The sequence below is a fragment of the Corynebacterium sp. UMB2355A genome (assembly GCF_033877495.1).
Lineage (GTDB): Bacteria > Actinomycetota > Actinomycetes > Mycobacteriales > Mycobacteriaceae > Corynebacterium > Corynebacterium pseudogenitalium.
This window is the reverse complement of the sequence record NZ_CP138855.1, coordinates 14,002-28,173: the sequence shown is the minus strand read 5'-3', so window position 1 is coordinate 28,173 and position 14,172 is coordinate 14,002. Positions and strand designations below refer to the sequence as shown.

Below are 14,172 nucleotides of genomic sequence, written 5' to 3'. Positions count from 1 at the left end.
GGTCAGACAGTCTACAGTGCCCAGTCGACAGGTGAAGCACCCTGTGCAATGAGCGCCTGATTTGCCCGACTGAATGGCCGCGACCCAAAAAATCCCCGGCGCGCCGACAGCGGCGAGGGATGTGGGGACTCAATCGTTGGCGTACTCCCGAGGAACTGTTTCGCAGCTTGTGCGTCTCTGCCCCACAGGATCGCAACCAACGGAGTATTACGCTGAGCGAGCTTTGCGATTGCGTGTGCGGTCACCGCTTCCCAGCCCTTCCCGCGGTGTGACGCCGGCGCGCCAGGCCGGACTGTGAGTACTCTGTTGAGCAGCATGACTCCGTTTCGCTGCCAGGAGGTCAAGTCCCCGTCGGCTCGTGGGGGGATACCGAGGTCATCGTTGAGCTCCTGGTAGATGTTTACCAACGATCGGGGCGGTTTCACGCCTGGCTGCGTCGAGAATGAGAGACCCATGGGGTGGCCGGGCGTCGGGTACGGATCTTGGCCCAAGATGAGCACACGGACATCTTCAAATGGAGTCGAAAACGCACGGAGAATGTCTTTTCCGGCAGGCAGGTACGCGGGTTCACCGCGGAGAAAGTCTCCCATCGCGTGGATGGCAGGTTCTACTTCCGCCAGCGGTTCCTGCCAGGAAGGATGGACGGGTAAGTTCATGAAAATGGCTCCCATTCATGGCGCGCGGTGTGTGCGACGCCGTCGATTTCCACGCCGACTTTGCGTGTGACCGTACCGATCGAACGATACCCCACGGGTGCGTCCCCATCGATCGTGCCCAGCAATGTGTGGTCTTCTCCCCCGTTGAGTATCCAGTCCCATGGGTCGACGCCTAGGAACTCACCGGCTTCTCGCAGCTGATCACTTGGGGCTACAGCGGCGCGCGAGATGTTAATCCCCACGTTCGAGGCCCGGGCTATCACGCCCAGATCGTGCAGTAGCCCGTCGGAGTTGTCTGTCATGGCTGTAGCCCCTGCTGCTCGTGCAACAACCCCGCGCCCGGGAGTCAGTTGCGGGCAGCGGTGCGCATGTACGATATCCGCAAGCCGTTCCGGGATTTCCCGTCCGGACTCCAGTAGTGCAAAGCCTGCAGCAGAATAGCCGATTTTCCCGTGCGCTATCACTCGCTGCCCCGGACGCGCTTGGCTCAAGCGCAGTGGCGGCAAACTGCCTCCTAACGAACCAATCGCGGTAATCGCGATCGTCAGTTGGTTCCCACTCGTGATGTCCCCGCCGACGAGTTCGCTCGAGTATCGCTCCAATTCGAGATGGATCCCTCGTGCAAGTTCACTCACGACGGCAAGCGGGGTGTCCGGAGGCGCCGAGAGCGCGAGTAGCGCGGCAACGGGGCGAGCACCCATCGCCTCGATGTCGGCGAAGTTTTGCACGATGGCTTTGCGTCCCAGCAGCGCGGGGGTGGTCGTCGAAAAGCGAAAGTGCTGTCCCTCGACGAGCATGTCCGTTGCCACGACCGCACGGCTATTCGGTGTGTGTGACTCGAGGACGGCTGCGTCATCACCATTGAGCGGTGACGGCGAGGCTCCAACGATGGCGTCAATCGTTGCTTGCTCGCCTACCTCCCGCAGCGTCGGGCCGTGCGTGGGAAAGCCGACGTTACTCACCAAAGTGCGCCTTTCAGTAGACTTGTACGCCATGAAAGATTCCACTGGCGCGTTGCATGATTCACAGATTAACCGTACAGCGGTCTACATCAGTTTGGGCCTCGCAGTGGCGCTTGTTCTGGGCGTCATTGTGGGTGCTCGGTATTTTTTCCAGCAGGTGGCACTGCAGCCTGTGGCGATGACTGAGCTGCCTTCCCCCGAGGCTGATTCACCCGAGTGCGCTGCGCTCGTGGACAGCCTTCCTGAAAAGGTGCTTGGGCACAAGCGTGCGGAGCTCGCCGCCCCGGCTCCGGAAGGTGCTGCCGCGTGGCAGTCCTCTTCAACTCGACGCATCACGCTGCGCTGCGGCGTGGAAATGCCCCTGCAGTACACCGAGTACACCCCGGTGTCCTCCCACAATGGTGCAGAGTGGATCAGAATTGACGACGCCACCCCAGGATCAAGCATGGCCACGTGGTTTAGCGCGGACCGTTGGCCGGTAGTCGCCGTGACTACCGACGAGGAAGGACTCGGCAGGGCAGATACGCCAGTGGACGAGATTAACGTGAGCGCGCTGCCGCAGCGCGATCTCCCTCGCAACCCGGCGCCGCTCTCTGAGCTGCAGCCAGCGACGCATTCAACGGACGGGAGTGGAGCAAACGCATGCGGCGGATTGCTTGCTGCGCTTCCTGAATCGCTCGTCGAAGGCTATAAACGGCTTCCTGAGAACAAAGTGGCTTCGCCGCAAACTGCAGTCTGGACGCAGCTCGGCCACGAACCGATTGTGCTGCGTTGTGGTGTGAACGACCCGGAGCACTACGAGGCCGGAGCGACCTTGCAACAGATTAACGGGATCCCTTGGTTTGAGGACACCATCACTGCAACTGGTACCACCTCGTCGACGTGGTACGCGCTCGGGCGAGAGGTCAACGTTGCGGCCTTTGTGCCCTCAGGTGAGGGCAATGAGGTCATCACCACGCTGACCGAGCTCGTCGAGAAGCACGTCCCCGAACGCAAGTCTTAGTCCGTTGCGCCGTCGGCTGCCCGCAGCGCAGTGCGGACCAGAGTGTCGAGCAGTTTCGGGTAGTCGATGCCGCTTGCGTTCCACACCTGTGGGTACATCGAAATTGCGGTGAACCCCGGCATGGTGTTGATCTCGTTGAGCACAGGACCCTTGTCGGTGACGAAGAAGTCCACGCGTGCCAATCCCTTACAGTTCAGTGCATTGAATGCACGGACTGCTTGGTCCTGCAGGGTAGCTATCAAAGAGGCGTCGTAAGGCGCTGGGATTGTTGCTGTAACCCCCTCTTCCATGTACTTCGTTTCGAAGCCGTAGAAGCCTTCTGCGGAGGCATCAGTTCCATTGAGTTTGGCCGGCACGGAAGCCTCAATGCGGCCATCGGGAAACTCCAGAACTCCAACCTCGACTTCGTCGCCGACCTGCTCCGATTCGACGATCACTTTCGAGTCGCACTCGTACGCTTGATGCAGTGCGGCATCGAAGTCTTCCCACGTGGTCACCTTGGACACACCAATCGACAATCCACCGTTAGCGGGCTTGACGAACACTGGAAGGCCTAGGCGCTGCTTATCCTCATCGAGCAGCAGTTCACCTCCGCGGAGAATCACTTCCGGAGTCACTGTGATTCCGGCAAGTGCCACGAGCTTCTTCGTGTACTCCTTGTCCATGCCACTCGCGGACGCCAAGACGCCTGGCCCCACGTACGGGATGCCCGAAAGTTCGAACATACCTTGGATAGTGCCGTCTTCACCAAACTGCCCGTGCAGGACCGGGAAAACAACGTCGACCTGTGCGACGGTCTCGCCGGTGGCGACATCAGTAAACTCACCGCGGCGCGAAGGGTTGATGCTCAACGCGATCTCTGCCCCACCACGAACTTCGGGAAGCGCCTCTCCGCCAACGGGGTCGATTTCCCCGCGCACCCAAGTACCATCCCGGCGAATACCTACCGGAAACACCTCGTACACCTCGGGGTCCAGGTGGGCCATGATGGAGCCGGCAGAAATACAAGAAATTGAATGCTCGGTGGAACGACCACCGTAGACTACTGCAATACGAATCACAGCTGACACATTACCTGGTGTCTACTCCGATTTTTTCGACCGACCCATCAACGCAGCAATCGTCTCTTCCACCGTCACACCCTGGTGACACACCGCGAAAACGGCTTGTGTCAGCGGCATGTCCACGCCGTGGCGCTCGGCGAGCTGATAAATGCTGCGTGAGGAAATAACTCCCTCGGCAACCTGGCCCTTCGTTGCAGCCTTCGCTTCTTCAATCGTGGCCCCCTTCCCCAGCGCGGAACCGAAAGTTCGGTTGCGAGACAGCGGCGAGGAGCACGTGGCAACCAAGTCCCCCATGCCCGCCAGGCCTGCGAACGTCCGGGCGTCGGCACCCAACTCCTGGCCTAGACGCGTACTTTCAGCCAAACCACGGGTAATGAGCGTTGCCAGCGTGTTCTCCCCTAGCCCCTGGCCAGAAGCCATGCCGCAGGCGAGCGCGATGACGTTCTTCGTCGCACCTCCGATCTCACAGCCGACAACATCAGTGTTCGTGTACGGGCGCAGGTACGACGTCGCACACGCCGCCTGCACGAGCTTCGCACGGTTAATGTCACTGCAGGCGATGACGGTGGCCGCCGGCTGCTCCTCAGCAATCTCGCGGGAAAGGTTTGGCCCACTGAGCACCGCGATTCGGTTCTCCTCTGCACCGGTAACCTCAGCGATGATCTCCGACATTCGCATGTATGTGCCAGTCTCAATACCTTTCGAAATGGACAACAGCGTAGTGTCAGTACGCAGCAGCGGGGCCCACACTTCCAGGTTCTGGCGCATGGTTTGGCTCGGCACAGCAAAAATAGCGATATCGGCAGCCTGCAGTGCCGCTTCCGCGTCAGACGTTGCGAAGACCCCGTCCGGCAGCGCAATCCCCGGCAGGTAATCGGGATTCTCCCGAGTCTCCTGCATGGTCTTCGCCAGCTCGTCCCGGCGTGCCCACAACTGCACCATGTTGCCGGCATCGGCAAACACTTTGGCCAAGGTTGTCCCCCAGGAACCTGCACCCATTACCGCTACGTTTACCACTTGTGCCACCGCCATTCCTGTCTGCATGAACCGTTTCACGCTAGCACTTTTCTACCGCCAATATCCACAATCAGCCCGCTGACCTGTCGCTGCAGCGAAAACCTGCAAAGTGCGTAAAGATAGAAAGTATGTCACGTTCAACGAAGCTCCACGAACAACACAAAGACCAATTCGGAGAAATGTTCATTACCGGACGCCACCAAGAAGTCCCCCGCCATCCGCATCGGGAGTTCAAGAAGACAACGCTCGCTGCGGGTGCCGTGCTGTGGCGTGGCGATCTGGAGCATCCGGATTCTATAGAAGTCGCTTGTATCCACCGCCCACACTACGACGACTGGTCGCTCGCCAAAGGCAAGGTGGATCCGGGCGAGTTCCTCGTTACCACCGCCGTTCGCGAAATTCAGGAGGAAACTGGCTACGAAGTCCGGCTGGGAAAGTTGATTGGCAAAACCGTGTATCCAGTTAAGAACACGACGAAGGTTGTGTACTACTGGACCGGCAAGGTAGTCGGCGGCGAGTTCACTCCTAACAATGAGGTCGACGAGATCCGCTGGCTCAACATCGACGATGCGACGCAGCTGATGAGCTACGAGCTCGACAGGCAAGTATTGCTGAAAGCTGCGAAGCGCTTCGCCACCCCTGCTGACACCAGGATTCTGTACGTGCGCCACGCTCGTGCGAACTACAAGGAGGCCTGGAAGCACGACGATAGTCGTCGGCCGCTCGATAAGAAGGGCAAGCGCCAGGCGAAGGCGCTTGTGCCGCTGCTGCAGGCGTTCGCTCCTGAGTCTCTCTATTCTGCCGAGCCGTTGCGTTGCGAGCAGACACTGATCCCACTTGCGAAGGCACTCGGTAAAGACATCACGATCGACGCCACCTTCGGTGAAATCGCGTGGCAGGAGAACCAGGTAGCTGCCCGCGCAGATTTTGATGCGCTCATCAAACGCGGTGGCACACACGTTGTGTGCTCGCAGGGTGGGGTCATCCCTGAGATGATTGCTGCGCTTTCGGCCGACGGTCGTCTGCCGATCGATTCGCCGATCCTGGCGAAGAAGGCGTCGGTATGGGTACTGTCCTTTAACGATGGGCAACTCATCGGCGCCGACTACATGCCATCTCCACTACCGGTGCTCTAAGGACACTTCGCCTAGAAAAAGAAAGGACTGCCCAGTTGCAGCCAGTTACCCAAGAACGAATCGAAGCGGCACTCGATGCGCTTGAATTGCAGTATTTCCGCAGTTCCGAGGACGGCCTCACCCGCACCGCGTTTCCGTCGATCATGTGCTTCTTTGAAGTCAAGGACATCGGATTCAAGATCACCAGCCAGTGGCTTGGAACCGCGAAGATGAATGCAGATAAGAGCAATCTTCGTCTCAGCATCAATGAGTTGAACCGCTCACTGCCCCTCGTTCGTGCACATCCGATTCAGCGCGAGGACGGTGCTCTGGTTGCGCTATTTGAGGCACCGTTTTTCTCCTCCGACGGTTTCAGCGACGAGCAGCTGCAGTCAATGCTGCAGTTTTACTTCTCCATCATGCACTACGCGGTGGAAGCGCTCGACGAAAACTTCGCGCATCTCAAAGACAAGCACCCGTACAAGCAGGAGAAGGAACAGTAAAATGCAACAGCTACAGCCGTTAAGTCTTGATCGTCTTCGCAAGCTGTTTGACCAACGCGGTTGGGAGTACCGGGAGCCTACGCAGTACAACTCTCTCATTACAGCATTTTCCGGTATCGGCTTTGAGATGAAGCTGGTCGATACAAGTCTGCATTTCGTCTCTACTGTCTCAATCGATGCTGTCGACGCAAGTCGTTTCGACGAAGTGCTCACGTGGTGCGAGGACTACAACAACGCCCACGCATTCCCATCGCTCGTCGTAATGAAAGACGAGAAGCGCGATGTCTCCGCTCTGGGCGTTGCGTATGTCATGCCGGGCTATTGGGAGTACAGCGACCAGCAGTTCGCGGACCACGTTTCGTCTGCTATTCACGGCATCACAACGTCGGTCCGCGACTTCTTATCCACGTTCGCACCTTCAGCTCTCGAACGTCTCGGCACCCCTGCTACCGAAGAGAAGTAGCGGGGTAAAACGGGCGACGCTGCTGTTCGTATTCCTCGATGGCTTGCTCGTTTCGCAGCGTCAGCCCAATATCGTCGAGGCCTTCGCTCAGGCGCCAACGCGTGTAGTCGTCGACGTCGAACGAGTAGGTACTCTCCCCGACTGTGACGGTGCGGTCCGGCAATGAAACAGTAGCGACAGTGCCTGGTGCCTGCTCGAGCTGCTTCCAGATCAGTTCGATGTCAGACTCCGACATGATGCCAGCTAGAAGGCCCGCCTTGCCCGCGTTGCCTCGGAAGATATCAGCAAACCGTGGGCTAAATACCGCCCGGAACCCGTAGTCCTGCAGAGCCCACACCGCGTGTTCGCGGGAGGAGCCAGTGCCGAAGTCAGGGCCGGCGAACAGTACCGACCCTTCCTTGTATGCCTCGTTGTTCAGCACAAAGTCAGGTTCGTTGGTACGCCAGTTTGAAAACAGGCCGTCCTCGAACCCCGTGCGGGTCACGCGCTTGAGGTAGCGGGCGGGAATAATCTGGTCGGTGTCCACATTTGACCGCGTCAACGGAACTGCGACGCCACTGTGGGTTGTGAATTTTTCCATGATCGTGTTCAGCTCCTGACTACTGTGCGTTGGCGGTGGAAGTGATGTCTGCGGGTGCGGCGAGGTGACCGAGTACTGCTGTAGCTGCCGCAACTTCGGGCGAAACTAGGTGCGTCCGACCCCCAGGTCCTTGGCGGCCCTCGAAGTTCCGGTTGGACGTCGAAGCGCTGCGCTCTCCAGGTGCAAGCTGGTCGGGGTTCATACCCAGACACATCGAGCAACCTGCGGTGCGCCACTCAGCGCCGAACTCCTCAAAGATTGTGTGCAGGCCTTCTTCTTCCGCCTGCTGCTTGACCTTGGCAGAGGACGGCACGACCAGCATGCGGGTCCCCTCCGCGATTTTTTGGCCGCGCACAACCTCTGCAGCGGCGCGCAAGTCTTCGATGCGCGCGTTCGTGCACGATCCCAGAAAGACCGTATCAATCTTGATGTCACGCAACGGCGTGCCAGGGGTCAACCCCATGTACTGCAATGCCTTTTCCGCGGCCTGCCTCGCACTGTCGTCTCCGAAGTCCTCAGGATCAGGAACAGAGGCGCTCAGCGGCAAGCCCTGGCCAGGATTGGTACCCCAGGTGACGAACGGGGTAAGCGTCGAGGCGTCGATCTCGACGACGGCGTCGAACTTCGCGCCGGGGTCAGTTGGCAGCGTCTTCCAGTACGCCACTGCGTCGTCCCAGTCCTTCCCCTTCGGCGCGTACGGACGTCCCTTAACATACTCAAATGTCGTCTCATCGGGTGCCACCATGCCGGCACGGGCGCCTGCCTCGATGGACATGTTGCAGATGGTCATGCGCGCTTCCATTGAAAGTTTCCGAATGGCTTCGCCGCGGTATTCAATGATGTGCCCTTGGCCACCGCCAGTACCAATCTTGGCGATGATTGCCAGGATCAAATCTTTCGCACTCACACCAGGTTGCAGCGTTCCACTGACCTCAATCGCCATCGTCTTGAACGGTGCCAGCGGCAGCGTCTGGGTCGCCATGACGTGCTCTACCTCAGAGGTGCCGATACCCATGGCGATCGAACCGAACGCACCGTGCGTCGACGTATGCGAGTCGCCGCACACAATCGTCATGCCGGGCTGGCTAATGCCCAGCTGTGGACCAACGGTGTGGACGATGCCCTGTCCCTTATCGCCCATTTCGTGCAGCACAACGCCGAACTCTTCACAGTTCTTTCGCAGCGTCGAGACCTGGGTGCGCGAGGTCGGGTCGCTAATTTCTGTCAGCTCGCCAGAAACGATGCCCGTGGTTGGCACGTTGTGATCTTCGGTAGCAAGGTGCAGCTCTGGGTGGCGCATGCGGCGCCCGTTGAGGCGCAAACCATCAAATGCCTGCGGTGACGTCACCTCGTGCAGGAGTTGAAAGTCGATGTAGAGAAGATCAGGCTGACCGTTCTCTCCACGGGTGACCACGTGATCACGCCACACTTTTTCCGCCAGCGTTAATGGCTTTTGGCCCATCTTGCTCCTCCTCAACAGTCGCAACCACCTCCCACCGAGTGAGATGGTAGAATCCATGACGTGAGACAGTATAGCGAAGACTCTGGAATTAAAGTGCTCGATCGCTCGATTTCCATCGTACGAGCGGTCGCAGGCGGCGACAAAACCCTCGCCGAGCTCAGCGAAGCAACCGGACTGCCCCGAGCGACGACTCACCGAATAGCCACTGCACTGGAAGTGCATAACGTCCTAGCAAGGACAGAGGACGGACAATGGACGATCGGCCGCGCACTCTCCCACTTTTCAGGGCACTCCTCCCCCCGTTTGCTCTCTGCCGCCGCACCAATCATGCGCAACCTCGTTGAAGTCACTGGCGAGTCCGTGCAGCTCTACAAGCTCAGCGGGGACACCCGCACCTGCATCGCGGCAGAAAAGCCCGAGAGCGGCCTCACCTACACAGTTCCCGTGGGCTCGCAGCTCTCACTCACCGCAGGCTCAGCTGCCCGTGTGTTCGCCGCCCACTCACTTATCGACGCCTCTCCGTTTCCCTCGCAAGACCTCGAGGCGATCCGTGTAACCGGACTCGCTGAGTCAATCGCAGAGCGTGAAGTTGGGCTGGCGAGCCTGTCTGCGCCCATCACCAACCCAGACGGATCAGTCATCGCTGTCCTTTCCGTTTCCGGGCCTGCCAAGCGGCTCACCCCCACCCCAATCGAAAAGTGGGGCCCCGAGCTGCATGAGGCTGCTCAGGAGCTCACCGAGGCCCTGCGGTAACCCTTGATTGCTGGCGGCGCTGCCCGCCAGCAACAAGTCCAGCACGCTTCGCTCTCACCGTTCTCATTCCGAGATACACCCAGGCGGCCACAGCACACCCCGACAGAACCGCCGGCAACGGTTGGTGCAGCAACGTATTCGACGTCGTGGCCGCTGCAAACGCTGCGAGGTTGAGCCACACGTCATACACAGGGGCGATGAACTGGTGGTTCAACACATGCAGGGCTGCTATGATCAGCCCGCACGCGAACGTGATGGAGAGCAACACTGTAATCAGCACGCGACCAGCGTACTCCCTATCACTACTTTGTTAGCTCGTGGCGTCCAACGTGAGCTCACGGCCATTTTGGTCCTGAACAGGACGAGCATTCTTGCCGATCAGCGATTCGAATGCTTGCAGTTGCTCAGCTGTGGCAGTTACCGGCTGCGTCATTACCATCCAGCGAACGTTTTCAGAGCAAGGTGGCGTCGTCAAAGAGCCTCCATACGTGATGTACTCATGTGATGCTGGAAGAGCATCCGCGATGTTGATCTCCTCCTGAGAGATATGTGAGGTATCCACGTTCTCTGGCGCATTATCAAGCAGATACTGCACTAGCTCGTTCGGTGCACCTTCCTCAAGCAGAATTCCGAGGACTGTAATGTCACCTGCCGCATTCTTGTGTACAAAGTGGATCTCGCCAGGAAGCTGCTTACCGTCGAACTCGTGCTCTGCAGGAGTGTGCATGTGCAGCTGCGCGAGCTCCAGATCTTCACCGTCGAGAGTTACCTTCTGCGTTGTCGACGGCGTGTACTGCAACGTGTGTCCGTTATTCAGAACTTCACCCGTGCTGGCAGCATATGCAAACTCTATGTCTGCCAAGTCTTCAGGGGTAGCGTCACGCAGGTTAATCGGGCTTTGCTCCTTGCCATTTCCACAGACCTCGAATTCGGTCGAAAGGTCGCCCCAGTGCTCTGGAGCACCGTCTCCTTCGTACCCCCAGTGCGCTTCACTGGCCGGGGCGGCCTCTGACGATGTGGATGGTGCGCTCGTGCCAGCTTGCGAGCAGCCGCCCAGCAGCAGTGCGCTAGCAGCCACCGCTGCAAGCGCGGCAGAATGAGCTTTTCTCATGATATGTTCACGTTCCTTTCATCTTGGAGTTTGGTCCTCCGATGGTACGCGAACTGCGCAGCCTGTAAACTACATGCCTTTGAAGCACAAAAAGAAAGGCAGCCAGTGCTTGCACTGACTGCCATTTGTACCCCGTACGGGATTTGAACCCGTGTTACCGCCGTGAGAGGGCGACGTCCTAGGCCGCTAGACGAACGGGGCGCGCTCGCTTTTTGCGACTCGTTAACAATAAACGTCGCCCTATGAACTCTCCAAATCTGCAGGCCACGCGCCGCTTTCCCGCAACGCGCCCTCGATGGTTGGCCATGACGCTCGCAGCATATGCTCAAACACTCCCCACGTATGGGTTCCCTCAACGATTTCATGCCACGTCACGTTGAGCCCTTGCTGCTCGGCTGTCTCAGCGAAGTACTTCGAGCATGCATACGAAGTTGCTTCGATTACCATGGGCGCTCCGAGCCTCTTTGACGATGCCTCCTCGTCAATCGCGCCGGGCACGCCCTGTGCAGCCCCCAGCCATAGCGTGGTCCCGCGTAGTCGCTCCAGGTTAAGAATTGGCGAGTGCCGCCACCACGCCCTGTTCGACGACGTCCCCCACATGTTGACCGGGTTCCCCTTGTTCATTGTCACCCCTGACGATGTGTAGATACCGCCGAGCACGCCGGTGGTCGCCGGGCAGCCCGAGTAGGATGCGGCCGCCACGAACCGATCCGGAGCATTCACGGCGATGTCCAGCGCAGGGCCACCAGACATCGAGATGCCGGCGATGGCGTCGTGCCCGTTGCCGTGGAACTGGGCGTCGATAAGTGGCGGTAACTCACGAGTCATTTAGGTGAGCCACTTGTTCGTACCTGTAGCCGGGTCCTCTCGATACCAGTCGGCCTGCATTGAAGACACTGACCCCTTCGGTGTCACCACATTGACGAGCTTGCCAGCGAAGAACGCTTGATAGTCCGAGGAATTCGCCCAGCTGTAGCCGCCCGCAGCGCCGTCTGCCCCCATCATGAGGTAAAACGTTGGTCGAGGCGCGGTGCCACGCGGCAGCAGCACATCATTCGTCACCTCTCGCTGCATCGACGGCGACCACACCGTGAGTTCCCACAAGTCCCCTTCAACTTGGCGCATAGACCGCAGCTCAGCGGGCGGCGCTTCATGCGCTGGAAACGTTGCTGATGCATCTCCTCTCGACGAACCAGTGGAGCTTCCCGGATACAGCTGGTACATCGATGACCCCAGCTCTCCCCTGCCTAACGCAACCAACACCGCTGCGGGGATGGCGAGCAATGGCACTGCGGAACTCAGGCTGAGAACCGCCAACACCACGCTTGCGGCATCAAGCACGCTCGACCCTGACCGCGAAGGCTCGCCTGTGAAGATCGACGACAGCGGATTGTTCTGGGCTGAACTGGCCTCCGCTTCAGCTGGCGGTACCTGCGCCTGGGCAAGCAGTACTACCACCGAGACTGCTAGGACACAGCGTTTTCGTACAGGGATCGGCATAGGGAAACTGTACCAACCATACTGACGGACCGACCAAGGTAAACAAAGCAAAACAGCCAGTGCAACGCACTGGCTGTTACTTGTACCCCGTACGGGATTTGAACCCGTGTTACCGCCGTGAGAGGGCGACGTCCTAGGCCGCTAGACGAACGGGGCATTAGGACACAGAACCAAAGTTCTGTAGCTGGCCTACCTGGACTCGAACCAAGAATGACGGTACCAGAAACCGTTGTGTTGCCAATTACACCATAGGCCATTGTTTTTCTTCACTCACAAGACTAAACTGTTTCTTTCGTTTTGCCTTGCTCGCTCTGAACAACGATGACTACTATAACCATAAAGCCCAATACGACACAAATCGCCTGGTCATAATAGAAAAAGAGGTATCGCAAACCATGCGATACCTCTTCAACTTCGCCAATGCTCGTTAGTCCCGTTAGGCCCGTTAAGCCTCCGGCGCAGTGTACGGAGTAACCTCACGCGCAGCGCGCAAGCGCGCCATCGTGGACTGCTTACCCAGCAGCTCCATCGACTCGAAGAGTGGTGGAGAAACCTGCTCCCCGGAGATTCCAACACGGAGCGCACCGAACGCAACGCGTGGCTTCAACTCCAGTTCTTCGATCAGCGCGGTGTGCAGAGCCTTCTCAATGGACTCAGTAGTCCAGTCATCTTCAGCAATGGCGTCGAGTGCCGCAATGCCGGCGTCGAGAGGCTGAACAGCAGTGTCCTTGAGGTTCTTCTTCGCCGCTTTCTCGTTGAGGACAAGATCTGCATCCGGAGTAACAAGGAACTTCAGCAGTCCATACGCATCTGACAGGACCTTGATACGGGTCTGAACCAACTCGGCGGCGAGTGCGAACTTGTCAGCCGGGTAGTCGGCTGGGAAGTCGGTGAACTCGGTCAGGTAATCACGCAGGCGCTGTTCGAAGTCCTTTGGCTCAAGCAAGCGGATGTGGTCAGCGTTGATCGCCTCCAGCTTCTTCTGGTCGAAGCGCGCAGGGTTACCAAGCACATCAGAAACATCGAACGCCTCGACAAGCTGATCAACGCTGAAGATGTCTTCATCAGAAGACAGCGACCAGCCCAGCAGCGCGAGGTAATTGATCATGCCCTCCGGGATGATGCCGTTGTCGCGGTGATTAAACAGGTTCGATTCCGGATCGCGCTTGGAAAGCTTCTTATTGCCCTGCCCCATCACGAACGGCAGATGCGCAAACTCAGGAGTGAACTCAGCGACGCCGATACGCTGGAGCGCCTCATACAGAGCAAGCTGGCGCGGAGTCGAGGAAAGCAAGTCTTCACCACGCAAGACGTGCGTGACCTGCATCAGCGCGTCATCAACTGGGTTGACCAGCGTGTACAGCGGCGCACCGTTCGAACGTGCAACAACGTAGTCTGGCTGCGTCTGCGACTTGAACGTCACTTCGCCACGCACCAAGTCGTTCCAGGTCCAGTCCTTGTCCGGCATGCGCAGACGCCAAACTGGCTTGCGGCCTTCAGCCTCGTATGCAGCGATCTGTTCTTCGGTCAGGTCGCGGTCGAAGTTGTCGTAGCCAAGCTGGGGGTCCCGCCCTGCCGCCTTGTGCCGCGCCTGAACCTCCTCGTTCGTGGAGTACGCCGGGTAGACCTCCCCGGCTTCGATCAGCTTGTCCAGGACTTCCTTGTAGATATCCATTCGCTGCGACTGGCGGTAAGGCTCGTGTGGGCCGCCTACCAAAACGCCTTCATCCCAATCCAGGCCCAGCCACTTCAAGGAGTCGATGATTGCCTGGTAGGACTCTTCCGAGTCACGTGCGGCGTCGGTATCTTCAATGCGGAAAATCAGCGTGCCGCCACTGTGTCGTGCCTGTGCCCAGTTGAACAAGGCCGTACGTACCATACCGACATGGGGCGTACCTGTTGGAGACGGACAAAATCGGACACGCATCTTTGCTGGTTTATTCATGTGCTTTATCGTAGCGCCCCTGCCCCATCAAGGCGCAT

General features: G+C 58.7%; 16 protein-coding genes and 3 tRNA genes. 5 read left to right on the top strand and 14 right to left on the bottom strand.

Features of this window, described 5'->3' with window-relative positions; genetic code table 11:
• Window positions 1-11: 11 nt before the first annotated feature.
• Together R0V12_RS00155 and R0V12_RS00150 are read right to left on the bottom strand one after the other, a co-directional pair.
• Window positions 12-656 carry a uracil-DNA glycosylase gene (locus R0V12_RS00155; RefSeq protein ID WP_284818004.1) on the bottom strand — a complete coding sequence of 215 codons (645 nt, stop codon included), beginning with the start codon at window positions 654-656 and terminating at the stop codon, window positions 12-14.
• The gene (locus R0V12_RS00150; RefSeq protein WP_320072644.1) at window positions 653-1,618 is read right to left on the bottom strand and encodes a thiamine-phosphate kinase; all 966 of its coding nucleotides are present in this window, start codon (window positions 1,616-1,618) and stop codon (window positions 653-655) included. Before R0V12_RS00150 ends, R0V12_RS00155 begins: the two co-directional genes overlap by 4 nt.
• A 31-nt stretch (window positions 1,619-1,649) precedes the next feature.
• Between R0V12_RS00150 and R0V12_RS00145 the strand changes: the two genes are divergently transcribed.
• Window positions 1,650-2,621 carry a DUF3515 domain-containing protein gene (locus R0V12_RS00145; protein WP_284818000.1) on the top strand — a complete coding sequence of 324 codons (972 nt, stop codon included), beginning with the start codon at window positions 1,650-1,652 and terminating at the stop codon, window positions 2,619-2,621.
• Here the strand turns inward: R0V12_RS00145 and R0V12_RS00140 are convergent.
• Window positions 2,618-3,682, bottom strand: a complete 1,065-nt coding sequence (locus R0V12_RS00140; protein ID WP_413774859.1) for a D-alanine--D-alanine ligase family protein — start codon at window positions 3,680-3,682, stop codon at window positions 2,618-2,620. The two genes, R0V12_RS00145 and R0V12_RS00140, sit on opposite strands and share 4 nt — an antisense overlap.
• Before the next feature lie 21 nt (window positions 3,683-3,703).
• Complete coding sequence (locus tag R0V12_RS00135) at window positions 3,704-4,717, bottom strand: NAD(P)H-dependent glycerol-3-phosphate dehydrogenase (RefSeq protein WP_176754843.1); 1,014 nt, start codon at window positions 4,715-4,717, stop codon at window positions 3,704-3,706.
• Between the two features lie 113 nt (window positions 4,718-4,830).
• Here R0V12_RS00135 and R0V12_RS00130 point away from each other — a divergent pair, with 113 nt between their 5' ends.
• The 3 genes from R0V12_RS00130 to R0V12_RS00120 are packed head-to-tail and all read left to right on the top strand — an operon-like array spanning window position 4,831 to window position 6,783.
• Window positions 4,831-5,838 carry an NUDIX hydrolase gene (locus tag R0V12_RS00130; RefSeq protein ID WP_071573936.1) on the top strand — a complete coding sequence of 336 codons (1,008 nt, stop codon included), beginning with the start codon at window positions 4,831-4,833 and terminating at the stop codon, window positions 5,836-5,838.
• Window positions 5,839-5,873: 35 nt separating this feature from the next.
• The gene (locus R0V12_RS00125) at window positions 5,874-6,320 is read left to right on the top strand and encodes a YbjN domain-containing protein (RefSeq protein WP_070976395.1); all 447 of its coding nucleotides are present in this window, start codon (window positions 5,874-5,876) and stop codon (window positions 6,318-6,320) included.
• A 1-nt stretch (window position 6,321) separates the two neighbouring features.
• Window positions 6,322-6,783 (top strand): hypothetical protein, encoded by a 462-nt coding sequence (locus tag R0V12_RS00120; protein ID WP_070362560.1) that lies wholly within the window; start codon window positions 6,322-6,324, stop codon window positions 6,781-6,783.
• Here R0V12_RS00120 and leuD read toward each other — a convergent pair.
• Both leuD and leuC read right to left on the bottom strand, forming a co-directional pair.
• Entirely contained in the window at window positions 6,767-7,363 is a 597-nt protein-coding gene (gene leuD, locus R0V12_RS00115; protein WP_284804976.1) for a 3-isopropylmalate dehydratase small subunit, read from the bottom strand. The two genes, R0V12_RS00120 and leuD, sit on opposite strands and share 17 nt — an antisense overlap.
• Window positions 7,364-7,382: 19 nt before the next feature.
• A complete protein-coding gene (leuC, locus tag R0V12_RS00110; protein ID WP_320072642.1) occupies window positions 7,383-8,825 on the bottom strand; it encodes a 3-isopropylmalate dehydratase large subunit in 1,443 nt (480 codons plus the stop codon).
• 60 nt (window positions 8,826-8,885) lie between these two features.
• Between leuC and R0V12_RS00105 the strand changes: the two genes are divergently transcribed.
• Window positions 8,886-9,578 carry an IclR family transcriptional regulator gene (locus R0V12_RS00105; protein WP_320072641.1) on the top strand — a complete coding sequence of 231 codons (693 nt, stop codon included), beginning with the start codon at window positions 8,886-8,888 and terminating at the stop codon, window positions 9,576-9,578.
• Here the strand turns inward: R0V12_RS00105 and R0V12_RS00100 are convergent.
• The 8 genes from R0V12_RS00100 to gltX form a co-directional block, all read right to left on the bottom strand.
• Entirely contained in the window at window positions 9,559-9,858 is a 300-nt protein-coding gene (locus R0V12_RS00100; RefSeq protein ID WP_070362564.1) for a hypothetical protein, read from the bottom strand. The two genes, R0V12_RS00105 and R0V12_RS00100, sit on opposite strands and share 20 nt — an antisense overlap.
• 30 nt (window positions 9,859-9,888) lie before the next feature.
• Window positions 9,889-10,689, bottom strand: coding sequence for a carbonic anhydrase (locus tag R0V12_RS00095; protein WP_320072640.1), 801 nt, complete (start codon window positions 10,687-10,689; stop codon window positions 9,889-9,891).
• A gap of 128 nt (window positions 10,690-10,817) precedes the next feature.
• A tRNA-Glu gene (locus tag R0V12_RS00090) sits at window positions 10,818-10,890 on the bottom strand.
• Window positions 10,891-10,929: 39 nt separating this feature from the next.
• Window positions 10,930-11,517 (bottom strand): alpha/beta hydrolase-fold protein, encoded by a 588-nt coding sequence (locus R0V12_RS00085; RefSeq protein WP_320072639.1) that lies wholly within the window; start codon window positions 11,515-11,517, stop codon window positions 10,930-10,932.
• Entirely contained in the window at window positions 11,518-12,189 is a 672-nt protein-coding gene (locus tag R0V12_RS00080; protein WP_320072638.1) for a hypothetical protein, read from the bottom strand.
• 83 nt (window positions 12,190-12,272) lie between these two features.
• A tRNA-Glu gene (locus tag R0V12_RS00075) sits at window positions 12,273-12,345 on the bottom strand.
• 28 nt (window positions 12,346-12,373) lie between these two features.
• Window positions 12,374-12,445 (bottom strand) — tRNA-Gln (locus R0V12_RS00070).
• 189 nt (window positions 12,446-12,634) lie between these two features.
• Window positions 12,635-14,134 (bottom strand): glutamate--tRNA ligase, encoded by a 1,500-nt coding sequence (gene gltX, locus R0V12_RS00065; protein ID WP_070976385.1) that lies wholly within the window; start codon window positions 14,132-14,134, stop codon window positions 12,635-12,637.
• Between the last annotated feature and the right edge of the window lie 38 nt (window positions 14,135-14,172).

Excerpts from the sequence above, each read along its gene's own strand:
- R0V12_RS00145 (WP_284818000.1), top strand. The coding sequence starts at position 1,650 with ATGAAAGATTCCACTGGCGCGTTGCATGATTCACAGATTAACCGTACA.
- gltX (WP_070976385.1), bottom strand. The coding sequence starts at position 14,134 with ATGAATAAACCAGCAAAGATGCGTGTCCGATTTTGTCCGTCTCCAACA.
- R0V12_RS00095 (WP_320072640.1), bottom strand. The coding sequence starts at position 10,689 with ATGAGAAAAGCTCATTCTGCCGCGCTTGCAGCGGTGGCTGCTAGCGCA.
- R0V12_RS00120 (WP_070362560.1), top strand. The coding sequence starts at position 6,322 with ATGCAACAGCTACAGCCGTTAAGTCTTGATCGTCTTCGCAAGCTGTTT.
- leuD (WP_284804976.1), bottom strand. The coding sequence starts at position 7,363 with ATGGAAAAATTCACAACCCACAGTGGCGTCGCAGTTCCGTTGACGCGG.
- R0V12_RS00130 (WP_071573936.1), top strand. The coding sequence starts at position 4,831 with ATGTCACGTTCAACGAAGCTCCACGAACAACACAAAGACCAATTCGGA.
- R0V12_RS00155 (WP_284818004.1), bottom strand. The coding sequence starts at position 656 with ATGAACTTACCCGTCCATCCTTCCTGGCAGGAACCGCTGGCGGAAGTA.
- R0V12_RS00080 (WP_320072638.1), bottom strand. The coding sequence starts at position 12,189 with ATGCCGATCCCTGTACGAAAACGCTGTGTCCTAGCAGTCTCGGTGGTA.
- R0V12_RS00135 (WP_176754843.1), bottom strand. The coding sequence starts at position 4,717 with ATGGCGGTGGCACAAGTGGTAAACGTAGCGGTAATGGGTGCAGGTTCC.
- R0V12_RS00085 (WP_320072639.1), bottom strand. The coding sequence starts at position 11,517 with ATGACTCGTGAGTTACCGCCACTTATCGACGCCCAGTTCCACGGCAAC.
- leuC (WP_320072642.1), bottom strand. The coding sequence starts at position 8,825 with ATGGGCCAAAAGCCATTAACGCTGGCGGAAAAAGTGTGGCGTGATCAC.